We start from the raw sequence: 22,257 nt of genomic DNA, 5'->3' as shown, positions 1-22,257 counted from the left end.
TCCAAGATCGAACAGACAAGAACGACCGGATCAGACCGAGAAGTACTTGGCCCGCGGATGGTGCAGGACGATGGCCGAGGTGCTCTGCTCGGGGTGGAGCTGGTGCTCGTCCGACATCTCGACGCCGATGCGGCCGGCGTCGAGCAGGCGCAGGAGCTGCTCCTGGTCCTCCAGCTTCGGGCAGGCGGGATAGCCGAAGCTGTAGCGGCTGCCGCGATAGCCCTGCTGCAGCAGCTTCTCCTTGTCGCGGCTGTCCTCGGCGGCGAAGCCCAGCTCGGCGCGGATGCGGGCATGGACATACTCCGCCATCGCCTCGGTCATCTCCACCGACAGGCCGTGCAGGTAGAGATAGTCCTGGTAGCGGTTCTCGGCGAACCACTGGCGGGCGACCTCGGCGCAGTGCTGCCCCATGGTGACGATCTGCAGACCGAGCACGTCGCGCTCCGGCTCGTTCACGTCGCGCAGGAAGTCGGCGATGCACTCGCCGTCCTCCTTCGCCTGGCGCGGCAGCGTGAAGCGGGCGACCTCGCTGGTGCCGTCCTCGGCGAACAGGATGACGTCGTTGCCGTCGGCCGCCGCCTTCCAATAGCCGTAGACCGCCTGCGGGCGCAGGATCTCCTGCTCCGCCGCGATGCGCAGGATGCGGTCGAGCACCGGGCGCAGCTCCTTCTTCGCCCACTCCTTGAACTCCTCGAAGGACTTGCCGTCCTTCCGGTAGCCCCACTGGAGCTGGTAGAGCATCCGCTCGTTGAGGTAGGTGACCAGCGTCTTCAGCGGCACATGCTCGATCAGCTTCGGCCCCCAGAAGGGCGGGGTCGGCACCGGCACGCCGTCGGCCAGCCGGGCGCGGCGCGCGCGCGCGGCCTCGCGGTCGACCGGCCCCTCGGCGGCGCTGGTGGCCTTGCCGAGCACGCGGCGCTTGTTGACCGCCTTGCCCGCCCGCTTGGCCTGCTGGATGGCGAGCTGCTGGTCGAAGCTGCCGGACACCACCTGGTCCATCAGCGTCAGCCCGTCGAAGGCGTCGCCGGCATAGGCGACGCGGCCCGACCCGTAGGCTGCCACGCAGTCGGTCTCGACATAGGCGCGGGTGAGCGCGGCGCCGCCGAGCAGGACGGGCACCTCCAGCCCCTCGCGGGTCATCTCCTCCAGGTTCTCGCGCATCACCACGGTGGACTTCACCAGCAGGCCGGACATGCCGACGGCGTCGGCCTTATGCTCCTTGGCGGCCTGGATGATGGTGGTCACCGGCTGCTTGATGCCGAGGTTGACGACCTTGTAGCCGTTGTTGGTCAGGATGATGTCGACGAGGTTCTTGCCGATGTCGTGGACGTCGCCCTTCACGGTCGCCAGCACCAGCGTGCCCTTCTGCTGGCCCTCGACCTTCTCCATGAAGGGTTCGAGGTAGGCGACGGCGGCCTTCATCGTCTCCGCCGACTGCAGGACGAAGGGAAGCTGCATCTTGCCGGCGCCGAACAGGTCGCCGACCACCTTCATGCCGTCGAGCAGCAGGGTGTTGATGATGTCGATCGGCGAATGGCCCTTCAGCGCCTCCGCCAGATCGTCCTCCAGCCCGGTGCGGTCGCCGTCGACGATGCGCTCCTTCAGCCGCTCCTCGACCGTCTCGGCGCGCGCCTTCTTCTTGGCGTCGGCCGCCTTGCGCCCCTCGAACAGCGCGATGAAGGCCTGCAGCGGGTCGTATCCCTCGGCGCGGCGGTCGAAGATCAGATCCTCGGCGACCTTGACCTCCTGCTCGGGGATCTGGTGCAGCGGCAGGATCTTCGAGACATGGACGATGGCGCCGGTCATCCCGCGCTTCACCGCATGGTCGAGAAAGACCGAGTTCAGCACATGGCGCGCCGCGGCGTTCAGGCCGAAGGAGACGTTGGACAGGCCGAGGATGATCTGGCAGCCGGGCATCTCCCGCGCGATGGCCTCGATGCCCTCCAGCGTCCAGATGGCGAGCTTGCGGTCGTCCTCGTTGCCGGTGGCGATGGTGAAGGTCAGCGGATCGAACAGCAGGTCGGACGGGGCGAGCCCGTACTCGTTCACCGCCAGATCATAGAGGCGCCGGGCGATCTCCAGCTTGCGCTCCGGCGTCTTGGCCATGCCCTCCTCGTCGATGGTCAGGGCGATGACCGCGGCGCCGAACTTCTTGGCGAGTTCCAGCCGCTTGCGCGCCGGCTCCTCGCCATCCTCGAAGTTGATGGAGTTGAGGATGGCCTTGCCGCCGTAGAGCGCCAGCGCCTTCTCGAGCACGATATACTCGGTCGAGTCGATGACGAGGGGAGCGGTCACCGACCCGGCGAAGCGCGAGACCACCGCCTGCATCTCCGCCACCTCGTCGCGGCCGACGAAGGCGGTGCAGACGTCCAGCGAGTGGCTGCCTTCCTTCACCTGCTCGCGCGCCATCTCGACGCAGCCGTCCCAGTCGTTCCTCTCCTGCAGCTCGCGCCACTTCTTGGAACCGTTGGCGTTGCAGCGCTCGCCGATGGCGAAGAAGGCGTTCTCCTGCCGCAGCGTGACCTGCGAGTAGAGCGACGCCACCGCCGGCACCCAGTGCACGGTGCGGTTCTTCGGCGCCGGGCGGTGCGAGCCGGCGGGCGCCAGCCGGCGCAGCATCTGGTTGGCGGCGGCGATGTGCGGGACGTTGGTGCCGCAGCAGCCGCCGACGAGGTTCACCCCGTCCTCGACCACGAAACGCTCCAGCCAGGTGGCGAAATCCTCGGCGCGCAGCGGGTAATGGGTCTTGCCGTCCACCAACTCCGGCAGGCCGGCGTTGGGCTGGACGGAGACGAGGCCCGGCCAGTTCTGCGTCAGCCACTTGACGTGCTCGCTCATCTCCAGCGGCCCGGTGGCGCAGTTCAGCCCCATCAGCGGCACGTCGAGCGCCTGGATGACCGTGGCCGCCGCGGCGATGTCGGTGCCGACCAGCAGCGTGCCGGTCGTCTCCACCGTCACCTGGACGAAGACGGGGGTGTCGACCCCGGCCTCCTTGCGGGCACGCTTGATGCCGTTGACGGCGGCCTTGATCTGCAGCGGATCCTGGCAGGTCTCCACCAGGATGGCGTCGGCGCCGCCGGCGATCTGCCCGGCCGCCTGGACGGCGAAGCTGTCCTCCAGGTCCTGGTAGGCGATATGGCCGAGGCTGGGCAGCTTGGTGCCCGGCCCGATGGAGCCGATGACGAAGCGCGGCTGCCCGTCCGTGAAGGTCTCCGCCGCCTCGCGCGCCAGCTCGACCGCGCGCTGGTTGATCTCGAACGCCTTCTCGGAGATGCCGAACTCGCCCAGCGTCACCGGCGAGGCGCCGAAGGTGTCGGTCTCCACCATGTCCGCACCGGCCTCGTAATAGCCGCGATGGATCTCGCGGACGATGTCCGGGCGGGACAGCGGAAGGATGTCGGTGCAGTTCTCATGCCCCCAGTAGTCCTTCTCGACATCGAGGTCGAGCGCCTGGATCCGGCTGCCGAACCCGCCGTCGCAGAGCAGAACACGGTCGCGCAGGGTGTCGAGAATGTGGGGCATGGGTCGGGTCTTGTCCGTTGGCTTGGCGTCGGGAGACGGGAGGTCAGGGCTGGTCCTGGCGGCCGGCGGGCCACCAGTCGTGGTCGAGGAGCTGGCCGAGCGTGTAGGGGCATTCGGCCGGCAGGGCGTGCGGCGCGATGCCGTCCCGGGCCAGCCCGTCCGCGGCAAGGCGCAGGGCGTTGCGGTAGGCGCGCTCGAGTTCGATGCGGTTGCGCAGGCTGGGGCTGGTCTCCAGTTGCTCCAGCGCCTCGATCCGGTGGTTGATGACCGAGCTTCGCCAGCCGGCGCGCGGCGCGGCGGCCGGAGAGTGGTCGAGCTTCAGGAGGTGTTCGATCACGCGCATCAGCGCGCTGTTGAGCGCCCGTGCGTCGGACCGCCCCATGCCCTCGATCTCCTCGGCCAGGTTCTCATGGTCGATGGGCGAGTTGGACCGCTCGGACGCCGCCTCGCGCAGAAGCCGCGCCTGCTCCTGCGTCCAGGCATAGAAGTCGTCGTCGTAGCCGATCCGACCGTCCATCGCGTCCGCCCTCCGCACCGTCCGTGCCGCTGCGTCAAACTAGCACAGGCCGAGCCCTGCCGTCGCCTCAGGCCGCCGGAGCCGGCGAGGGGGCGGCGGCCTTCGCCTTCACGCCGAGCATGCGGCAGATGGCGACCGTCAGGTCGGCCCGGTTCAGGGTGTAGAAGTGGAAGTCGTTCACCCCCTGGGCCTGGAGCGCCTGGCACTGCTCCGCCGCGACGGTCGCGGCGACGAGATGGCGGGTCTCCGGGTCGGAATCGAGCCCATCGAAGGTGTCGGCCAGCTTCTGCGGGACCGAGGCGTTGCACTTGCCGGCGAACTCCACCGCGCGGGCGAAGTTGGTGATCGGCAGGATGCCGGGGACGATCGGGACATGGATGCCGGCCGCGGCACAGCGGTCGAGGAAACGGAAATAGGCGTCGTTGTCGAAGAAGAACTGGGTGATGGCGCGGGTCGCGCCGGCGTCCACCTTGCGCTTCAGGTTGTCGAGGTCGAACTGGGCGCTCGGCGCCTCCGGATGGGTTTCCGGGTAGGCGGCCACCGAGATCTCGAAATCCGCGACCTCCCGCATGCCGGCGACGAGATCGGCGGCGTAGGCATAGCCGCCGGGATGGGGCTCGTAGCGGCCGCCGATGCCGCCCGCCGATTCGGGCGGGTCGCCGCGCAGGGCGACGAGATGGCGGATGCCGGCCTCCCAATAGGTGCGGGCGATCGAGTCGATCTCCTCGCGCGTTGCGCCGACGCAGGTGAAGTGGGCGGCGGCGGGGATGCCCGTCTCCTTCTGGATGCGGCAGACGGTCGCGTGGGTCCGCTCGCGGGTCGAGCCGCCGGCACCGTAGGTCACCGAGACGAAGGCCGGCCGCAGCGGGGCGAGCCGCTCGATCGCCTGCCACAGGCTCTGCTCCATCTTCTCGGTCTTCGGCGGGAAGAACTCGAAGCTGACCGCCGGGGCGGCGGAAGAGGCGGCGGACGTCATGAAGGGGCTCCGCTGATGGAGAGGACGGGGGATTTGACGGCCGGCACGCCCGCGGCGGTGCGGATCGCCGGCCAGATGGAAACGGTGAGCGGGTCGCCCGGCAGATGGACGACCGTGTCGCAGGCGAGGCCGGCCTGCCGGCACCAGCCGGCCACCTCCTCGTCGGAAAAGCCGAGCCGGCGGTGGGCGTGCTCCCCGCGCAGGGACTCGAGCGCGTGGGGCGCGAAGTCCACCACCAGGAGGCAGCCGCCCGGACGCAGCACGCGCGCCGCCTCGGCCAGCAGTTCCGCCGGGGTCTCGGCGAAATGCAGGACCTGATGCACCACGGCGGCGTCGAAGGACCCCGAGGGGAAGGGAAGCTGGTACATGTCGGCCTGCCGGACATGGCAGTTGCGCAGGCCGGCCTCCTCCAGCTTGGTGCGGGCGATGGCCAGCATCTCGCGCGACTGGTCGATGCCGACCGCGCGCTGGGCGCGCGGCCCCAGCACCTCCAGCATCCGGCCGGTGCCGGTGCCGATGTCCAGCAGCTCCTCCACCCCGGCCTCGGGCAGCAGGCGGAGAAGCGCCTCCTCCACCTCGCGCTCCGGCACATGGAGGGAGCGGATCTCGTGCCAGCGCTCGGCATTGTCGCGGAAGTAGCTCGCCGCCGCCTCGGAGCGCGCCCGCTTGATCGACTCGAGCCGTTCGAGATCGAGGATCAGGGTCGGATCGTCGGCCGGAATGGCATCCACCAGCACGCGGGCGAGGTCGGCCGAGGAGCCGCGCTCCGCCAGCCGGTAGAAGGCGAAGGTGCCCTCGCGGAAACGGTCGAGCAGCCCGGCGTCGCACAGCAGCTTCAGGTGACGCGAGACGCGGGGCTGGCTCTGCCCCAGGATCTGGGTCAGCTCCGTCACCGTCAGTTCGCCGTTGGCGCACAAAGCGAGCAGCCGGAGCCTCGTGGTCTCCGCCGCCGCCTTCAATGTCGCCAGCAATTCTTCCATGCCGCCCAACAACTTGCTCCAAAATCGGGTTCGCCCGGCATCGCCGCCATAGAACCGCCTTCAGATACAGATATAAAGATATCTTTATGCAAGGTAAACCGAAATCCGCCGCCGCGGCCCGCCGCCCGCGCCGGGCCGCGGCGAGGACCTCCCCGGGACCTCTCCGGGACCTCCTGGGCGCGGGTCCTGGCGCGCCGTCCGTTCGACCGCGCGGTTTGCGGCGCGGCAAGAGTACCACAGAAGCGGGAAACCCCGCCGTATGCTCGCGGGGCACGCTGGTCAAAGCCCGACTGCTGTGCTAGTGGACGATAAGAGTGGGGTTTCGTGCGGATCTTCCGGGCGAATCCCGCGAGTCAGACGCCACTGCCCCGATGGGCGCGGTCACCGCCGCGACCGGAGGGGAAGACGGCGACCCGCCCAGAGCTTGAGCCCCCCAACAAGAGCCGTCGCACGATGAAGCTGGCACAATTCACCCGCTCCCTCCTCCGTTCGGCCGCTGTTGCCGCCCTGGCCCTGTCCGCCGCCGCCTGCGCGAACAAGCCGGCCGATTCGGGCGCAACCGCGAGCCAGGAGGTCTATGACCCGCTCGAGGTGCCGAACCGCTTCGTCTTCGCGGCGAACGAGGCCGTGGACACGCTGGCGCTGCGCCCGGCGGCAGAGGTCTATGTCGTCGTGGTTCCGGACCCCGTGCGCGACGCCATCCACAACTTCATCGACAACCTGCTGGGGCCGCTCTACATCGCCAACAACCTCCTCCAGGGCGACCTGCAGGGGGCGAGCGACGCGACCGGCCGCTTCATGACCAACACCATCCTGGGCGCCGGCGGCATCGCCGACGTGGCGAGCCAGGCCGGCATCCCCAACAAGCCCGAGGATTTCGGCCAGACGCTGGCCGTCTGGGGCGTCGACGAGGGGCCGTACTTGGTGCTGCCGCTGCTCGGCCCGTCGAACCTGCGCGATGCGGTCGGCTACGGCGTCGACACGGTGGCCGATCCGGTGCGCATCTGGGCCTACGCCCAGGACCACAAGAACGTGCTGGTCACCCGCGCCGTCACCGGTGCCGTCGACCGCCGCTCGCGCGTGCTGAAGGAGGTCGACGACCTGAAGCGCAACTCGCTCGACTTCTACGCCACCGTGCGCAGCCTGCACCACCAGCAGCGCCAGGCGGAGGTCGAGAACCGCTCCACCGGCTCGGCCACCGAATATCCGGAATATACCAAGCCGTAATCGCAGGGCGCTATCCTGGCGGGCGGCGGGGATCCTCCCCGCCGCTCCTGCCGGGAACCGCAAGGCCCCTCCAGGCGATTGTTATCACGCAAAGAGTGTTGACAAAGCCCCCAGGGCAGCCACTTTTCGAATGCCATGCTGACACGTCGTTTGTTCGTCGCGTGCGCGGCCCTGCTCGCGGTGAGCAGCTGGGCCGGCCGATCCGTCCTCGCCCAGGCCGATGCCGGGGCGGGTGCCTTCATCCAGTCGCTCGGCAACGAGGCGATCGCCACCTTCTCGGACAAGAGCGTCCCGCGCGATCAGTCGGTGCAGAAGTTCCGCACCCTGCTCTATCGCGGCTTCGACGTCCCGTACATCGGGCGCTTCGTGCTCGGCCGGTTCTGGAACCAGGCCACGCCGCAGCAGCAGGACGAGTACCAGAAGCTGTTCGAGAAGATGATCGTCGCCACCTATGCCGATCGCTTCGTCGAATATTCGGGCGAGACCTTCAAGATCACCGGCAGCCGCCCCGAGGGCGACACCGACGCGGTGGTCACCACCCAGATCGTGCGGCCGAACGGCCCGCCGGTGAATGTCGACTGGCGCGTGCGCAAGCGCGACGCCGGCTTCAAGATCATCGACGTGATCGTCGAGGGCGTCAGCATGAGCGTCACCCAGCGGTCCGAGTTCGCCTCGGTCATCAGTTCCAGCGGCGGGCAGATCGAAGGCCTGCTGCGCGCCATGCGGCAGAAGACCGGCACCGCCGGCTGACCTGCCGCCGGTTCACGGTCCGGCACGCCGACTCAGGGCCGTCCCGCGGGGCGGCCCTTTTTCATTGCAGCGAATTGCACGAAGGGCCTACCACCATCGCGTGACGCGGCGCGCCGGAACCGGTATTCTGCCGGCGACCGCCCGTCCTTGTTGAGCCTGCTGCGGAACCCCCCGACCGATGGCCGAACGCGACCCGAAAGAGATCGAGGAACTGCGCGCGATCATCCTCGCCCATCAGAAGTGGCTCAAGCGGCCGAGCAGCGGGCGGCGTGCCGATCTCAGCTTCCGCGACCTCTCCCGCCTGAACCTCGACAGCGTCTCCCTGGTGGCCGCCAAGCTGGCCGGCGCCAACCTGTCGGGCACCCGCATGGTCAAGGCCGACCTGTCGCAGGCCGACCTGTTCGGTGCCGACATGGAGGGGGTGAACCTGTCCGGCGCCATGCTGGCCGGCGCCGATCTGCGCGGCGCCAACCTGCACCGGGCGCAGCTGACCGACGCCAACCTGCGCGGGGCGGATTTCCGGGCGGGCGAACTGATGACCGACTCGGAAGGCAGGGCCACCCGCGGCGGCACGACCCGGCTGACCGAAGCGAAGATGGAGCGTTCCATCCTGGCCGGCGCCAACTTCGCCGGCTGCGACCTGACGGGGGCCGACCTCAACGACGCCGACCTGACGGGGGCGGAGCTGACCTCGGCCGTGCTGGTCGGCACCGATTTCGGCGGGGCGACGCTGGACGGCGCCACCTTCGGCAACACGGTGATGGACCACGCGACCCTGCAGCGGACCTACATCCCCTTCGCGCTGCCGCCCGACGCCATCGTACCGCCGGTCTACACCGCCATGCCGGTCGCCGAGTTCCTGGAGCTGGTGGCGACGCACGAGCGGTGGGTGGACAGCCAGGGGGCGGACGGCAGGCGGCTGGACCTGGATCTCGTCTCGGTGGCGGGCGCCGATCTGGAGGGGCGGACTCTGGCCGCGGCGAGGCTGCGGCGCTGCCGCCTGCCGGGAGCGCGGCTGGTCAAGGCCAGCCTGGAGATGGCGGAGCTGTCCTACATCGACCTCGACGAGGCCGACCTCAGCGGCGCCACACTGCGCGGCGCCACGCTGCGGCGCGCCTTCCTGTCGCACGCCGTCCTGAGAGGGCTGGATGCCCGGCCGGCGGTGCTGGCCGGCGGACGGGCCTGGCCGACGAACTTCGAGGGCGCCGATTTCTCGGATGCCGACCTGAGCGAGGCGCGCATGGGCGAGGCGGTGGTGCGCGGCGCCACCTTCAAGCGGACGATCCTCGCCGGCACCGACCTGAAGGTGCCGGAGGCCGCGGTTCCCTTCCCCCTCCCCCGCTGGAGGAGCGGCGGCGGCAGAAGCGCTTCGTGCGGCCCGGCATGGTGGTCCATACCGAGCATGGCGTCTTCCCGACCCGCAACTGGTCGGTCGGCGGGCTGTGCCTGCTGGCGCCCGACCAGCCCTTCCGCCGCGGCGACATGTTCCCGGCCCGCGTGGTGATGACCGACCGGAAGGAGGTGCAGGCCGCCGCCCATCTGGTGGTGCTGCACCGCGACGACGAGCGCGGCCAGCTCTCCGTCCGGTTCCACCAGTATGGCGACGACCTGAAGGCCCTGCTGAAGACCGCCTTCCTCGACCACCAGAAGATGGCGGGGTAAGGCCGCCTGTCGCGGCTCACCGCCAGGGGGTCAAGGGACTCCAGGCGATCGGGGCATGGTTGCCGGGCGCCGGGGCGGGCTTCTGGAAGACCAGGAAGCGGTTGGTGTCCGGCGACTGGTTGACGATGTTGATCGTATAGGTCGCGCCACCGGCCACCGCGTCGAGCGCCTCGTCCGACAGTTCGCCGCTCTGCGGGCCGGCCTGCTGCGGCGCGTGCTCCGCCGTCGCCTCGGGTTTGGTCTCGTCGCTCATGGTCCTGGCTCCCGCTCGGGTCGTCTCGATGTTCCGACGATAGCAGGGAAGGCGGAGCAGGACTTGCCGCTCCGTCCCAATCTCCGCGCCGGACGTCCCAATCCGCCGGGCGGGCGGCTGAACGAATCGTCGGATACTCCCAAGACGGACGGTCAAATTCCCGTCAATTTGCCTTATCTATAGGAACGGTTCAGGACAGCAGGCCGCGCCCCCGGGGGAACGGCCGACTTGGCGGGGTAGAGGAATGGCGACGTTGAAGGAGTTCGAGGAGGCGCTGAAGGCGGCCGGCAATACGGAGGCCCTGGCGATCCTGGAATCGCTGCGGGAGCGCGACCGGGCCAGCCGCTCCATCCGGCCGGCGCGCCGGGTCACCGGACGCAAGATGACTCCGGAGCTGGCGGCCGAGATCCTGCACCTCCACCAGACCACCGACATGACCCAGCAGGAGATCGCCTTCCAGCTCGGCGTCAACCAGGGCCGGGTGAACGAGGTCATCAAGCGCGGCAAGTGGCTGGACGGCGACCCCAACGCGCCGGAAGCCGTCGCCCGCGACAAGGCGCTGGAGCGCGCCGAACAGGGCGTCGGCTTCACCCCGCGCGCACCGCGCAGGAAGGCGGGGAAGAAGACGGAGGAGGTCGCCGCTTCCGCCGAGGCCGCCGCCGAGCCGCCCGCCGCGGCCGGGGAGCCTCCCGCCGCAGCACAGGCGCCGGAGGGAAAGGCCCTGCCGGAAGAGGCGAAGCCGCAGGAGTCCCTGCCGGAAGCGGGCAAGCCCGACGACGCGGAACCCTCTCTGCTCGAACTGGCCGCCGCCCCCATCCCCGAGGCGGCGCCGGAACCGGTCGAGGAGCCGACGCCGGAACCGGTTGAGCCGCCCGAGGAGACGAAGCCGACGGCGGCCGAAACGGCGAAGCCCGCCGCCGGCGAGGAAGCGGCGCCCGGAAGGAAGCCGGCGAAGAAGCGCAAGAAGCCCGGTGGCCCGGCCCAGCTTCTCTTCGAACTCTGAGCGGCCGGACGATCCAGTCCGGCCAAACGAAAAGCCCCCCTCCGTCGCCGGAGAGGGGCTTTCGCCTTATCGGGACATCCCGCGGCCGGTCAGCCGCGGACCAGCGGCTTGTATTTGATGCGGTGCGGCTGGTCGGCATCGGCGCCCAGGCGGCGCTTCTTGTCGGCCTCATAGTCCTGGAAGTTGCCCTCGAACCACTCGACATGGCTCTCGCCCTCGAAGGCGAGGATGTGGGTGGCGATGCGGTCGAGGAACCAGCGGTCGTGGCTGATGACCACCGCGCAGCCGGCGAAGCTCTGCAGGGCGTCTTCCAGCGCGCGCAGCGTATCGACGTCCAGGTCGTTGGTCGGCTCGTCGAGCAGCAGGACGTTGGCGCCGGACTTCAGCATCTTGGCGAGGTGGACGCGGTTGCGCTCACCGCCCGAGAGCTGGCCGACCTTCTTCTGCTGGTCGGGGCCGCGGAAGTTGAAGCTGGAGACGTAGGCGCGGCTGGGCATCGTCTTCTTGCCGAGCTCGATCACGTCGAGCCCGTCGGAGATCTCCTCCCACACCGTCTTCTTGGGGTCGAGCGAGTCACGGCTCTGGTCGACATAGCCCAGCTTGACGGTGTCGCCGACGCGGAAGCTGCCGGCGTCCGGCCCCTCCTGCCCGGTGATCATGCGGAACAGCGTGGTCTTGCCGGCGCCGTTCGGGCCGATCACGCCGACGATGCCGCCCGGCGGCAGGCGGAAGGACAGGTCGTCGATCAGCAGACGGTCGCCGAAGCCCTTGGCGATGTGCTCCGCCTCGATGACGACGTTGCCGAGCCGCGGCGGCACCGGGATGACGATCCTGGTCTCGCCGGTCTGCTCCTTGGCGCTCTCGGCCAGCAGCGTCTCGTAGGCGGTGATGCGGGCCTTGCTCTTGGCCTGACGGGCGCGCGGGCTCTGCCGGATCCATTCCAGCTCGGTGGCGAGCTGCTTCTGCCGGGCCTCTTCCTGGCGGCCTTCCTGCTCCAGCCGCTTCTGCTTCTGCTCCAGCCAGGAGGAGTAGTTGCCTTCCCACGGAATGCCCGAGCCGCGGTCGAGTTCGAGGATCCAGCCGGTCACGCTGTCGAGGAAGTAGCGGTCGTGGGTGACCAGCACCACGGTGCCCTTGTAGTCCTCCAGGTGCTTCTGCAGCCAGGCCACCGACTCGGCGTCGAGATGGTTGGTCGGCTCGTCGAGCAGCAGCAGGTCCGGCTTCTCCAGCAGCAGCTTGCACAGCGCCACGCGGCGCTTCTCGCCGCCCGACAGCTTGGTGACGTCGGCGTCGCCGGGCGGGCAGCGCAGCGCGTCCATGGCGATCTCGACCGTGCGGTCGAGGTCCCAGGCGTCGGCGTGGTCGATCTTCTCCTGCAGCTCGGCCTGCTCGGCCAGCAGCGCGTCGAAGTCGGCGTCCGGATCGGCCATCAGGTTCGACACTTCGTTGAAGCGGTCGATCAGCGCCTTGGTGTCGGCCAGCGCCTCCAGAACGTTCTCCTGGACGGTCTTGGCCGGGTCGAGCTGCGGCTCCTGCGGCAGATAGCCGACCTTGGCGCCGTCGGCGGCCCAGGCCTCGCCCGAGAAGTCCTTGTCCAGCCCGGCCATGATCTTCATCAGGGTCGACTTGCCGGCGCCGTTGACGCCCAGCACGCCGATCTTGGCCCCCGGCAGGAAGGAAAGCCAGACGTTGTCCAGGACCTTCTTGCCGCCAGGATAGACCTTCGTCAGGCCCTTCATGACATAAACGTATTGGTAGGACGCCATGCGCCGCTCCGACCTTCTGCACGGGAAAGAAAATTGGACGCCGCCCGCGGCGCCACTTCGCTGGACCGAGGTTTTAGCGCATAAGGACGCCCTGTGAAACGACGAAGGAGAGGCGCCGGTGGCCGACATCGCGATCAATATCTATGTGGATGCCGATGCCTGCCCGGTAAAGCCGGAGATCTACAAGGTGGCCGGACGGACCGGCTGCACGGTGCTGCTGGTCGCCAACAGCCCGCTGCGCCTGCCGACCGAATGCCGGGCGGAGCTGGTGGTGGTCGGCGACGGCTTCGACGCCGCCGACAACTGGATCGCCGAGCGGGCCGGGCCGACCGACGTCGTGGTGACCGCCGACATCCCGCTGGCCGACCGCTGCGTCAAGCGTGGCGCGGTGGTGATCGGCCCGACCGGCCGCCCCTTCACCGGCGACAACATCGGCCAGGCCCTGGCCTCCCGCGCGCTGATGCAGGACCTGCGCGACATGGGGGTGGCCGGCGGCGGCAACGCGCCGATGAGCCAGCGCGACCGCTCCCAGTTCCTCCAGACGCTCGACCAGGCGGTGCAGGCGCTGAAGGCGGGCCGGCGGCCGAAGTTCCGCTGACCCCGCCGCCCCGCGGCCGGCCGCTCAGACCGCCGGCGCCTGATCGAACTGCAGCGCGGCCAGACGGGCATAGAGCCCGCCCTGGCGCACCAGTTCGCCATGGGTCCCGGTCTCCACCACCCGCCCCTGCTCCATCACCACGATGCGGTCGGCGTTGAGCACGGTGGCAAGGCGGTGGGCGACGATCAGCGTGGTCCGGCCATGCATCAGCCGGTCGAGCGCGTCCTGCACCATCCGCTCGCTCTCGGCGTCGAGTGCGCTGGTCGCCTCGTCCAGCAGCAGAACCGGCGGGTCGCGCAGGATGGCGCGGGCGATGGCGATGCGCTGGCGCTGCCCCCCGACAGCCTTACGCCCTTCTCGCCGAGGAAGGTGTCGAATCCCTCCGGCAGGGCGTCGAGGAACTCCAGCGCGTGGGCCGCCTCGGCGGCGGCACGCACCTCGGCGTCGCCGGCGCCGGGCCGGCCATAGCGGATGTTCTCCCAGGCATTGGCGGAGAAGATGACGGGATCCTGCGCGACGAGGCCGATGCGGCTGCGCAGCTCCACCGGATCGGCGGCCTTCACGTCCACCCCGTCCAGCCGCACCACCCCGCCTGCGGGTCGTAGAAGCGCAGCAGGAGCTGGAAGACGGTGGACTTGCCCGCCCCCGACGGCCCGACCAGCGCCACCCGCTCGCCCGGCGCCACGTCGAGCGTGAAGCCTTCCAGCGCCGCCCAGTCGGGGCGCGAGGGGTAGTGGAAGCGCACCTGCCCGAAGGACAGGGCGCCCCGCGCCGGCACCGGCAGCGCCACCGGCGAGGCGGGGGACGGATCTCCGACCGGGTCGCCAGCAGGTCGACCAGCCGCTCGGTGGCGCCGGCGGCGCGCTGCAGGTCGCCCATCACCTCGCTGATGGCACCGACCGATCCGGCGACCACCACGGCATAGATGACGAAGGCCGACAGCTCGCCCGCCGAGATGCGGCCGGCCAGCACGTCATGGCCGCCGATCCACAGGATGGTGCCGACCGCGCCGAAGACCAGCACGATGACGATCACCGTCATGACGGCGCGCACCTTCACCCGGCGGATGGCGACGTCGAACGCCTCCTCCACCCGGCGGCCGAACAGGGCGCGGTCGATGGCCTCGTGGGTGAAGGCCTGGACGGTGCGGATGGCGGCCAGCGTCTCCTCGACGAAGGAGCCGACGTCGGCGACCCTGTCCTGGCTGGCGCGCGACAGCCGGCGCACCTGCCGGCCGAACAGGATGATCGGCGCCACCACCAGCGGCACCACCAGCGCCACCAGCCCGGTCAGCTTGGGCGAGGTCACCAGCAGCATCCCGGTGCCGCCGAGGAACAGCAGCGTGTTGCGCAGCGCGATCGAGACGGAGGAGCCGACCACCACCTGAAGAAGCGTCGTGTCGGTGGTCAGGCGCGACAGGATCTCGCCGGTCTTGGTGGTCTCGAAGAAGCCGGGCGACAGCGTCAGCACATGGTCGTAGACCGCCCGCCGGATGTCGGCCACCACCCGCTCGCCGATCCAGCTCACCAGGTAGAAGCGGCTGTAGGTGGCGCCGGCCATCAGGGCGATGACGCCCATCAGGACGAGCAGCGCGCGGTCGAGCAGGGCTGAATTGCCGGCGGCGAAGCCCTGGTCGACCAGGATGCGCATCCCCTGCCCCATCCCCAGCACGGTGCCCGCCGCCACCGTCAGGGCCAGCAGCGCCCCCAGGATCTGCCAGCGGTAGGGCTTCAGGAAGGGCAGCAGATGGCGCAGCGGCGACAGGTCGCGGCGGCGGGTCTCGGCGGCGGACTCCGTGCCCGAAGCCGCAGGGAGATCGAGGGAGGACTTGGACACCGGTTTCGCCTGCTCAGGTCGGGGCGCACGGGGCGCCGGCGGTGTGCCATATAGCAATGGCCGCCAGCCCCCACAAGGCGCCCGCCGTTCCCCGCCAGATCCGCCCTAGGAGAACCGCCCTAGGAGAACCGCCCTAGGAGAACCGCCATGACGGCACCCGCCAGATCGTCAGCGCCCGCAGCAGCCATTCCATGGGGCCGTAGACATGGCGCCGGAGCCACCATCGGCTGAGAACGGTCTGGAGGAGGAAGATCGCAGCGGCCATGCCGAGCGCACCGGCCGGGGAAACCCTGCCCACCAGCGCGGCGCCGTAGCCGGTGAACAGCAAGGCGCAGACGACCGACTGCAACAGATAGTTGGACAGGGCGATCCGGCCGGCCGGCGCCAGCCACCGCACCAGACGCTCCCCGCCCGGCCTCCGGAAGACCAGCAGGACGGCGGCGCCATAGGCCGCCGTCAGGAACGGAGCGGTCAGCAGACCGATGCCGAATGCCGCGAGTTCCCAGCCAGAACCACCGCGAACCGCCCCGCCGGCCGCATAGAGGACGGCTCCGGGAAGGCCGACGAGCAGCCCCACCACAGATATCCGGCGCAGGGCCGCATCGACCTCGCCGATCCGGCGCAGAAGCTGGCGCCGCCCGGCCATCAGCCCCAGCAGGAACATCGCCATCGCGCAAGGAGCCTGGAACAGGACAAGGGCGATCCAGACGTCCGGAAGATCCGCCAGATGCCGGGCCACGATCGCCGCGGCGTCGCCACGATAGGAATCCCGCATCGCCAGGGCCGCGCCGGCAGCCTGCTGGCCGTCCGTTCCGGCACCGACGGAGGCGAGAAGGAGGCCCAGGACCAGCCATGCGCCGCCGGTCGCCAGAACCAGAACCCCGGCCAGCCACGATACCGTCCGGTCGGACAAGCGGCGCAGCGCCAGCAGCAGCACCCCGAGCACGCCGTAGATGGTCAGGATATCGCCGGTGAACAGCAGCACCGCGTGCATCAGGCCGATGAGGAGCAGGCCGGCCTGACGGCGCAGGATTCGCCCGGGCAGCGCCTCTCCCGCGCGGTCCGCCGCCTCCATCTGCAAGGTGAAGCTGTAGCCGAACAGGAAGGAGAACAGCAGATAGAACTTCGTCTCGAAAACCACCGCCACCAGCAGCCGGACCATCCGGTCGAGCGGCCCGGCAAAGGCGGGATCGACGATGCCGCTGCCGTAGAAGGTCGAGGCGAAGGCCTGGATGTTCACAACGAGGATGCCGAAGAGCGCGAATCCGCGCAGCGCATCCACTTCAGCGATGCGGCCGGTCATCGTACCCCCATGCTGCAGGAGCCGATGAGCGAGGCGACCAGACGGTGCAGCGCCGCCCGCTGCTCCCCCACCCGGAACCCGGGATCGAGGGCGGCCCGATTGAAGAAGCCGTCGATCAGCACGCCGATCCAGGCCGCCGCCGCACGGACGTCCAGGGTGGGGTCGGCTCCGGCCTCGCGCCGGGCCGCCGCCGTTGCCAGCAGCGCCCGCATCCCCTCCTGCAAGGCGGCGTCGTTGCGGGCGATGTGGCGGGCAAGGTCGGAGTCCCGCGCCGCCTCCGCCGCAAGCTCCAGGGCGAGGCGGACGTTCGCCGGGTCCGCCGCATGATCGACCACGGCGTCCAGCACATGGCGCAGCGCCGCGAGCGCACTGCCGCCGGCCGCGACATCCGCGGCAAGGCCGTCGAGCAGTTCCCGAACCTCTTCCCCTTCCAGATCGACGATGGCGGCGGCGATCGCCTGCTTTCCGGGGAAATAGTGGAAGAGCGTCCCGGTGCTCACCCCCGCCGCCGTACGGATGTCGGCGGTGCTCGCCGCATGGAACCCCTTGTCCGCGATGCAGCGGGCGGCGGCACGCAGGATCGCCCTCCGCCGTTCGTCATGTCTTGCCGGATCGACGACGCGCATGGTCCGGAAACCCTCTCGTACGGAACGGCCCATAAATAGACCGAACGTTCGGTTTATTTATGGGCCGGACCTTGGGGTGTCAAGCGCCGAGGCGGTCCCCGGCCGCCTCGGGCCGACCGATTCCGGTTGCATCGCCGGGTCCGCTTTGATATAGACGCCGCTCGTTTAGCAGGAACCCCGGCCATGAAGACTGACATTCATCCCGATTACCACGAGATCAACGTGGTGATGACCGACGGCAGCTCGTTCACGACCCGCTCCACTTGGGGTAAGCCGGGCGACACGATGCGCCTCGACATCGACCCGAAGTCGCACCCGGCCTGGACCGGCGTGCAGAAGCTGCTCGACACCGGCGGGCAGATCGCCAAGTTCAACAAGCGCTTCGCCAACTTCGGCCTCAAGAAGTAAGCCGACCGGTTCTTCGGGACCGCAAGCCAGCGCTGTTGCCGCATATCGAAGCGGGCGCCCGATCCGGTCGGGCGCCCGCTTCGTGTTGTCCGCAGGAAACCGGCGCTGCCGGGGGGATCAGCCGACCGCCGCCTCCTGCTGCACCTGGTCGCGCACCATCTCGTCCAGCCGGGCGACCCGCATGTAGAGCTTGTGGCTGCGCTCCAGCAGGCTGCGCAGGCCGGCGGGCAGGGTCTCGTTCTCGGGACCGGAGGGATCGCTGCAGACCTCGCCGCCCGACAGGGCGAATTCCTCGCTGGCGCCCTGCTGTTTCGTCAGCTCGCCGGCATGGACGGCCTTCTGCGCCAGCAGCCACGCCATCACCTGGGTCAGGCGGCTGGTGACGCGCATCGACTCATAGGAAATCTGCAGGCGCACATGGGGGGGCAAGGACCGGTGGTCCACCGCCTCGTGGTAGGCGATGTAATTGCGCGCCTCGATCAGCAGCGCCATGGTCTCGTCATAGGGACCATTGAAGAAGAAGGTGCGAGAGCCGTCCACAGCCGTACCCCTCCTGCGGCCGTCCGGCCCAAGCACGAGCCTCGCCGCAACTGATTAACAATCTGTGAGTGGCGGTTTCCGGTCCCGGACGCAAGTCAGGGCGGGTCCCGACCACACCTCTTGAACCGGGGAACCCGGTTCTTATCTTGGATGGTGTCGGCGGATGCCCAGTCGGGGTCCGTCGGACTTTCGCAGACGGGGATCGACCCTTGCCGTGGTTCCCGACCGCAATATCGCTCTATTCGGAGGATATGACATGCGTACCTACGATCTTTCGCCGCTGTTCCGTTCCACCGTCGGTTTCGACCGCCTGTCGCGCCTGCTGGAAAGCGCGATGACCGGGGACGAGGCGGCCGCCTCCTATCCGCCCTACAACATCGAGAAGATGGACGAAGAGGCCTACCGCATCACCATGGCCGTCGCCGGCTTCGGTCCGGAGGACCTGGAGATCACCGCCCACCAGAATTCGCTGGTGATTACGGGGAAAGCTAAGAAGGACGCGGCCAACAGCCAATTCCTCTACCGGGGTATCGCCGGGCGCGCTTTCGAGCGCCGCTTCCAACTGGCGGACTTCATCAAGGTGAACGGCGCGTCTCTGGTGAACGGCCTTCTGCACATCGACCTCGTCCGCGAGGTACCCGAAGCGATGAAGCCGCGCACCATCCGGATCGAGGCGAAGCCCCAGGGCCAGCCGGCGCTGACCGCCGAACCGCAGGCGGACGACGGCCGCAAGGTTCCGCAGGCCGCCTGATCCCGCCGTCCCGGCAACCGGGGCCGGCAGGGTGAGCGGGCAGGACCGCCGGCAGGATCATGGAGGGCGTCCCGGGAAACCGGGGCGCCCTTTTCGGCTTCCCGGGTCAGGCGCCGGCGGCGAGCAGGGCCTCCAGCGTCAGGACGCGGCTGTGCGGCAGGCGGATGGTCGCCACCGTCCCCTCGCCCGGCACGCTCTCGACCGTCAGCGCGCCGTCATGCAGCTCGACCAGCCGGCGGGCGAGCGGCAGGCCGAGGCCGAGGCCCTCGTGCTTGCGGGAAAAGGACTGGTCGATCTGGGTGAAGGGCACCAGCGCGGCGGCGATCTCCGCCGCCGTCATGCCGATGCCGGTGTCCCGCACCGATACCAGGACATCGCCGGCCGGCCCGTTGAGGGCGGTGACGGCGACACGCCCTCCCCGGCCGGTGAACTTCACGGCGTTGGACAGCAGGTTGTCGAGCGCCTGGCGCAGGCGCCGCTCGTCGCCATGCAGCGGCGGCAGGTCGCCCGCCACCTCCACGGACAGCGCGACACCGACCCTGACGCAGGCCGCCTGGGCCATCAGGGCGCTCTGGCCGACCAGGACCGCCAGATCCACCGGCGCCTCCTGCAACCCCAGCCCGCCGGCCTCGATGCGCGCGATGTCCAGGATGTCGTCGATGATCGTCAGGAGCTGCTGTCCGGACTGCCGGATGGCCGTGAGATAGTCGCGGCAGCGCTCCGCCGCCGGGGGATTGCCGACCTGCATCTCCAGGAGCTGCGCGAAGCCGAGCACTGCGTTCAGCGGCGTGCGCAGCTCGTGGCTGACGGTGGCAAGGAAGGTGGATTTGGCCTGGTTGGCGATCTCCGCCGCCTCCTTGGCGCGGATCAGGTCCTGCTCGGCACGCACACGGTCGGTGATGTCGTGCAGGTTGACCACGATGCCGGCGATGCCGGGATCCTCCACCCGGTTGTAGCCGGTCCCCTCGACGTCGATCCACTGGCCACCGGCATGGCGCAGGCGGAAGACGATCTCGCCCGACGATGCCGGCGGGCTCTGCAGCCGCTGGACGGTGCGCTGGCGCACACGCTCGCGGTCGGCCGGATGAAGCAGCCCGTAGAAGGAGCCGCCGACCAGCGCCTGCGCGTCGTAGCCGAGCATCCGATGCACCGCGTCGCTGATGAAGCGGATCGTCCCGTCGCCCGCCAGGACCGCCGCCACGTCCCGCGCGCCGCTCATCAAGGCACGGACATCGGACTCGCTGAGCGTCACTGTCGTGCTCCCGGCCGGACGGGCGCCGCGATGGGCCCTGATCCTTCAGAGCCTCAACGCTAGGCCGGGAAATCTTAACAGCTCGTGACGATCCCCAATTGTACCGGCCATCAATTGTGCCGGTGCTCAGTCCCGCCTGAGCCTGAGGAAATCCGCCAGCGCATCGATGGTGGCGTCCGGCGCCTCGGTCATCACCATGTGGCCGGTCGCCGGCAGCAGGACGCTGCGGGCATCCCGGACCCGCGCCGCCAGAGCCCGCCCGGCCTTGGCCGGGGTCATGCGGTCGGCCGAACCCAGGACGAACAGCGCCGGACAGGACAGGGCCTCCGCCGCCTCCGCCCCGCGGGTGAAGGCGTTGCAGGCGGCGAGGTCCACCCCCAGCACCCCCGGCCGCACCGTCCCCATCAGGCGCCGCCCGCCGGGGATCAGCGACAGGCCGGGCGCCCGGCAGCCGCCGACATGGCCGCGCGGTCCGTGGCCCCAGCCGACCACCAGCTCGATGGCGACGGGATCGCCGTCGCGCGCCATCGCCAGCAGGTCGGGATGGACCGGCATCCGCTCCGCCACGCCGAGCAGCGCGACCGCCTCGACCCGCCCGCCATGGCGGGCCGCGGTGTCGAGCGCCACCAGCGCGCCCATGGAATGGCCGACCAGCGCCGCCGTGCCGGCGCCGGCGGCGTCGAGCAGCGCGACCACCCAGTCGGCCAGCGCCTCGATCGACGGCAGCGGTTCGCCGGCCGAACGCCCGTGGCCCGGCAGGTCGACCGCCAGGACCGAGCGGCCGTGGTGGGCGAGGAAGCGGCTCTGCAGGCTCCACACCGTATGGTCCATGCCGGCGCCGTGGATCAGCACCACCGGCGGCCGGGCCGGGTCGAAGGCGCGCCCGCCGGTGTGGGCGAAGACGGTCTGTCCGTTGACGGTCAGCTCCATGGCGGTCTCACCCCTTCATCGCGGCGCGCAGCGCCTGGCGCAGGTCGTCGATCAGATCCTCGCAATCCTCCAGCCCGATCGACAGGCGGATCATGTCCTCGCCCACGCCGCAGGCGGCCAGCGCCTCGGCGTCGAGCTGGGCATGGGTCGTGCTGGCGGGATGGATGACCAGCGACTTGGCGTCGCCGACGTTGGCGAGGTGGGAGAAGATCCCCAGCGCCTCGATGAAGCGCCGGCCGGCCTCGCGCCCGCCCCGGATCCCGAAGGAGATGATGGAGCCGGCACCATGCGGCAGCAGCCTGGCGCACAGCGCATGGTCGGGATGGTCGATCAGCTCCGGGTAGGACACCCAGGCGACCGCACCCTTCTCGCTCGCCAGCTCCGTCTCCAGGAAACCGACCACCTTGCGGGCGTTGTGGATGTGCCCCTTCATGCGCAGCGGCAGCGTCTCGACGCCCTGCAGGATCTGGAAGGCGTTCATCGGGCTCATGCAGGCGCCGAAGTCGCGCAGCCCCTCGGCGCGGGCGCGCATGACGAAGGCGGCCGGCCCGAACTCCTCGACGAAGTCGATGCCGTGATAGCCGGCATAGGGCTCGGTCAGGGTGGGGAACCTGCCCGAGGCTTCCCAGTCGAAGCTGCCGCCGTCCACCACCACGCCGCCGATGGCGACGCCATGGCCGGCGAGCCACTTGGTGCAGGAATGCATGACGAGGTCGGCGCCGTGCGACAGCGGCCGGCAGAGATAGGGCGTGACGAAGGTCGCGTCGACCATCAGCGGCAGCCCCGCCTCGTGCGCGATCTTCGACAGCGCCGGGATGTTCAGCACCTCCAGCCCCGGATTGCCCAGCACCTCGCCGAAGACCAGCCGCGTCTCAGGCCGGATCGCCGCGCGGAAGCCGTCGAGGTCGCGCGGATCGACGAAGGTGGCGGTGATGCCGAAGCGCGGCAGCGTGTAGGCCAGCAGGTTGCGGCTGCCGCCATAGAGCGAGGCGGAGGCGACGATATGGCCCCCCGCCCCCATCAGCGTCATGATCGCCAGCGACAGGGCCGCCTGCCCGCTGGCGGTGCAGACGGCGCCGACGCCGCCCTCCAGCGCCGCCAGCCGCTCCTCCAGCACCGCGACGGTGGGGTTGGAGATGCGGGAATAGATATGGCCGGCCCGCTCCAGGTTGAACAGCGACGCCGCATGGTCGGTGTCGTTGAAGACGTAGGAGGTCGTCATGTGGATCGGCACGGCCCGCGCCCCGGTCGCCGGGTCCGGCTGCTGGCCGGCATGCAGGCTCAGCGTGTCGAACTTGAGGAACTTGGCTTCGGCCACGGGCGTCCTCTCCTTGATCCTGATGGGAAATAGAATGAG

Annotated in this window: 20 protein-coding genes and 1 pseudogene; 8 read left to right on the top strand and 13 right to left on the bottom strand. The window is 69.8% G+C overall.

What is annotated here, in order from left to right; genetic code table 11:
* Positions 1-30: 30 nt before the first annotated feature.
* The 4 genes from metH to DEW08_RS10620 all read right to left on the bottom strand — a co-directional run bounded on the left by metH (position 31) and on the right by DEW08_RS10620 (position 5,995).
* Entirely contained in the window at positions 31-3,522 is a 3,492-nt protein-coding gene (metH, locus tag DEW08_RS10635; RefSeq protein WP_109326955.1) for a methionine synthase, read from the bottom strand.
* 43 nt (positions 3,523-3,565) lie between these two features.
* Positions 3,566-4,039 (bottom strand): DUF29 domain-containing protein, encoded by a 474-nt coding sequence (locus DEW08_RS10630; protein WP_109326954.1) that lies wholly within the window; start codon positions 4,037-4,039, stop codon positions 3,566-3,568.
* A gap of 67 nt (positions 4,040-4,106) precedes the next feature.
* The gene (gene metF, locus DEW08_RS10625) at positions 4,107-5,015 is read right to left on the bottom strand and encodes a methylenetetrahydrofolate reductase (RefSeq protein WP_109326952.1); all 909 of its coding nucleotides are present in this window, start codon (positions 5,013-5,015) and stop codon (positions 4,107-4,109) included.
* Positions 5,012-5,995: an ArsR/SmtB family transcription factor gene (locus tag DEW08_RS10620; RefSeq protein ID WP_109326951.1), complete on the bottom strand. Its 984-nt coding sequence runs from the start codon at positions 5,993-5,995 to the stop codon at positions 5,012-5,014. The genes metF and DEW08_RS10620 overlap by 4 nt, the downstream gene beginning before the upstream one ends.
* Before the next feature lie 453 nt (positions 5,996-6,448).
* Here DEW08_RS10620 and DEW08_RS10615 point away from each other — a divergent pair, with 453 nt between their 5' ends.
* From DEW08_RS10615 to DEW08_RS32245, 4 genes are all read left to right on the top strand, one after another.
* On the top strand, positions 6,449-7,222 hold the full coding sequence (locus DEW08_RS10615; RefSeq protein WP_109326949.1) for an MlaA family lipoprotein: 774 nt from the start codon (positions 6,449-6,451) through the stop codon (positions 7,220-7,222).
* Between the two features lie 135 nt (positions 7,223-7,357).
* Positions 7,358-7,972, top strand: a complete 615-nt coding sequence (locus DEW08_RS10610) for an MlaC/ttg2D family ABC transporter substrate-binding protein (RefSeq protein ID WP_109326948.1) — start codon at positions 7,358-7,360, stop codon at positions 7,970-7,972.
* A gap of 178 nt (positions 7,973-8,150) precedes the next feature.
* The gene (locus DEW08_RS10605; RefSeq protein ID WP_245986564.1) at positions 8,151-9,476 is read left to right on the top strand and encodes a pentapeptide repeat-containing protein; all 1,326 of its coding nucleotides are present in this window, start codon (positions 8,151-8,153) and stop codon (positions 9,474-9,476) included.
* Positions 9,359-9,634 carry a PilZ domain-containing protein gene (locus tag DEW08_RS32245; RefSeq protein ID WP_245986627.1) on the top strand — a complete coding sequence of 92 codons (276 nt, stop codon included), beginning with the start codon at positions 9,359-9,361 and terminating at the stop codon, positions 9,632-9,634. The genes DEW08_RS10605 and DEW08_RS32245 overlap by 118 nt, the downstream gene beginning before the upstream one ends.
* Before the next feature lie 16 nt (positions 9,635-9,650).
* Here the strand turns inward: DEW08_RS32245 and DEW08_RS10600 are convergent, their stop codons facing one another.
* The gene (locus tag DEW08_RS10600) at positions 9,651-9,887 is read right to left on the bottom strand and encodes a hypothetical protein (RefSeq protein WP_109326947.1); all 237 of its coding nucleotides are present in this window, start codon (positions 9,885-9,887) and stop codon (positions 9,651-9,653) included.
* Between the two features lie 244 nt (positions 9,888-10,131).
* Between DEW08_RS10600 and DEW08_RS10595 the strand changes: the two genes are divergently transcribed.
* Positions 10,132-10,890, top strand: coding sequence for a hypothetical protein (locus DEW08_RS10595; protein ID WP_109326946.1), 759 nt, complete (start codon positions 10,132-10,134; stop codon positions 10,888-10,890).
* Between the two features lie 89 nt (positions 10,891-10,979).
* Here the strand turns inward: DEW08_RS10595 and ettA are convergent, their stop codons facing one another.
* Positions 10,980-12,656 carry an energy-dependent translational throttle protein EttA gene (gene ettA, locus DEW08_RS10590; RefSeq protein WP_109326945.1) on the bottom strand — a complete coding sequence of 559 codons (1,677 nt, stop codon included), beginning with the start codon at positions 12,654-12,656 and terminating at the stop codon, positions 10,980-10,982.
* 133 nt (positions 12,657-12,789) lie between these two features.
* Here ettA and DEW08_RS10585 point away from each other — a divergent pair, with 133 nt between their 5' ends.
* Positions 12,790-13,254, top strand: coding sequence for a YaiI/YqxD family protein (locus tag DEW08_RS10585; RefSeq protein ID WP_211107213.1), 465 nt, complete (start codon positions 12,790-12,792; stop codon positions 13,252-13,254).
* Between the two features lie 24 nt (positions 13,255-13,278).
* On the opposite strand, the pseudogene DEW08_RS10580 reads toward DEW08_RS10585, so the two are convergent.
* The 3 genes and pseudogenes from DEW08_RS10580 to DEW08_RS10570 all read right to left on the bottom strand — a co-directional run bounded on the left by DEW08_RS10580 (position 13,279) and on the right by DEW08_RS10570 (position 17,019).
* Positions 13,279-14,916 (bottom strand): annotated as a pseudogene (locus DEW08_RS10580) (ABC transporter transmembrane domain-containing protein).
* A gap of 307 nt (positions 14,917-15,223) precedes the next feature.
* A complete protein-coding gene (locus DEW08_RS10575; RefSeq protein ID WP_109326942.1) occupies positions 15,224-16,393 on the bottom strand; it encodes a DUF418 domain-containing protein in 1,170 nt (389 codons plus the stop codon).
* On the bottom strand, positions 16,390-17,019 hold the full coding sequence (locus DEW08_RS10570; RefSeq protein ID WP_109326941.1) for a TetR/AcrR family transcriptional regulator: 630 nt from the start codon (positions 17,017-17,019) through the stop codon (positions 16,390-16,392). The genes DEW08_RS10575 and DEW08_RS10570 overlap by 4 nt, the downstream gene beginning before the upstream one ends.
* A gap of 183 nt (positions 17,020-17,202) precedes the next feature.
* Between DEW08_RS10570 and rpmE the strand changes: the two genes are divergently transcribed.
* Positions 17,203-17,427, top strand: coding sequence for a 50S ribosomal protein L31 (gene rpmE / locus DEW08_RS10565; protein ID WP_109326939.1), 225 nt, complete (start codon positions 17,203-17,205; stop codon positions 17,425-17,427).
* Positions 17,428-17,544: 117 nt separating this feature from the next.
* On the opposite strand, the gene DEW08_RS10560 is transcribed toward rpmE, so the two are convergent.
* Positions 17,545-17,919 (bottom strand): DUF1465 family protein, encoded by a 375-nt coding sequence (locus DEW08_RS10560; RefSeq protein WP_109329721.1) that lies wholly within the window; start codon positions 17,917-17,919, stop codon positions 17,545-17,547.
* A gap of 304 nt (positions 17,920-18,223) precedes the next feature.
* Here DEW08_RS10560 and DEW08_RS10555 point away from each other — a divergent pair, with 304 nt between their 5' ends.
* A complete protein-coding gene (locus DEW08_RS10555) occupies positions 18,224-18,718 on the top strand; it encodes an Hsp20 family protein (protein WP_109326938.1) in 495 nt (164 codons plus the stop codon).
* Between the two features lie 106 nt (positions 18,719-18,824).
* Here DEW08_RS10555 and DEW08_RS10550 read toward each other — a convergent pair whose 3' ends face one another.
* The 3 genes from DEW08_RS10550 to DEW08_RS10540 all read right to left on the bottom strand — a co-directional run bounded on the left by DEW08_RS10550 (position 18,825) and on the right by DEW08_RS10540 (position 22,218).
* The gene (locus DEW08_RS10550) at positions 18,825-19,970 is read right to left on the bottom strand and encodes a PAS domain-containing sensor histidine kinase (RefSeq protein WP_109326937.1); all 1,146 of its coding nucleotides are present in this window, start codon (positions 19,968-19,970) and stop codon (positions 18,825-18,827) included.
* A 126-nt stretch (positions 19,971-20,096) separates the two neighbouring features.
* Complete coding sequence (locus DEW08_RS10545) at positions 20,097-20,900, bottom strand: alpha/beta fold hydrolase (protein ID WP_109326934.1); 804 nt, start codon at positions 20,898-20,900, stop codon at positions 20,097-20,099.
* 7 nt (positions 20,901-20,907) lie between these two features.
* Positions 20,908-22,218, bottom strand: a complete 1,311-nt coding sequence (locus DEW08_RS10540) for an O-acetylhomoserine aminocarboxypropyltransferase (protein ID WP_109326932.1) — start codon at positions 22,216-22,218, stop codon at positions 20,908-20,910.
* Positions 22,219-22,257: the final 39 nt, after the last annotated feature.

It is taken from the genome of Azospirillum thermophilum, assembly GCF_003130795.1.
Classification (GTDB): domain Bacteria; phylum Pseudomonadota; class Alphaproteobacteria; order Azospirillales; family Azospirillaceae; genus Azospirillum; species Azospirillum thermophilum.
The sequence above is the reverse complement of the archived record's forward strand: the minus strand, read 5'-3'. Positions and strand labels throughout refer to the sequence as shown.

Coding starts and splice junctions, on each gene's coding strand:
- DEW08_RS10600 (WP_109326947.1), bottom strand. CDS start 9,887: ATGAGCGACGAGACCAAACCCGAGGCGACGGCGGAGCACGCGCCGCAG.
- DEW08_RS10560 (WP_109329721.1), bottom strand. CDS start 17,919: ATGGCGCTGCTGATCGAGGCGCGCAATTACATCGCCTACCACGAGGCG.
- ettA (WP_109326945.1), bottom strand. CDS start 12,656: ATGGCGTCCTACCAATACGTTTATGTCATGAAGGGCCTGACGAAGGTC.
- DEW08_RS10620 (WP_109326951.1), bottom strand. CDS start 5,995: ATGGAAGAATTGCTGGCGACATTGAAGGCGGCGGCGGAGACCACGAGG.
- DEW08_RS10615 (WP_109326949.1), top strand. CDS start 6,449: ATGAAGCTGGCACAATTCACCCGCTCCCTCCTCCGTTCGGCCGCTGTT.
- rpmE (WP_109326939.1), top strand. CDS start 17,203: ATGAAGACTGACATTCATCCCGATTACCACGAGATCAACGTGGTGATG.
- metH (WP_109326955.1), bottom strand. CDS start 3,522: ATGCCCCACATTCTCGACACCCTGCGCGACCGTGTTCTGCTCTGCGAC.
- DEW08_RS10555 (WP_109326938.1), top strand. CDS start 18,224: ATGCGTACCTACGATCTTTCGCCGCTGTTCCGTTCCACCGTCGGTTTC.
- DEW08_RS10595 (WP_109326946.1), top strand. CDS start 10,132: ATGGCGACGTTGAAGGAGTTCGAGGAGGCGCTGAAGGCGGCCGGCAAT.
- DEW08_RS10575 (WP_109326942.1), bottom strand. CDS start 16,393: ATGACCGGCCGCATCGCTGAAGTGGATGCGCTGCGCGGATTCGCGCTC.
- DEW08_RS10610 (WP_109326948.1), top strand. CDS start 7,358: ATGCTGACACGTCGTTTGTTCGTCGCGTGCGCGGCCCTGCTCGCGGTG.
- metF (WP_109326952.1), bottom strand. CDS start 5,015: ATGACGTCCGCCGCCTCTTCCGCCGCCCCGGCGGTCAGCTTCGAGTTC.
- DEW08_RS10570 (WP_109326941.1), bottom strand. CDS start 17,019: ATGCGCGTCGTCGATCCGGCAAGACATGACGAACGGCGGAGGGCGATC.
- DEW08_RS10545 (WP_109326934.1), bottom strand. CDS start 20,900: ATGGAGCTGACCGTCAACGGACAGACCGTCTTCGCCCACACCGGCGGG.
- DEW08_RS10630 (WP_109326954.1), bottom strand. CDS start 4,039: ATGGACGGTCGGATCGGCTACGACGACGACTTCTATGCCTGGACGCAG.
- DEW08_RS10605 (WP_245986564.1), top strand. CDS start 8,151: ATGGCCGAACGCGACCCGAAAGAGATCGAGGAACTGCGCGCGATCATC.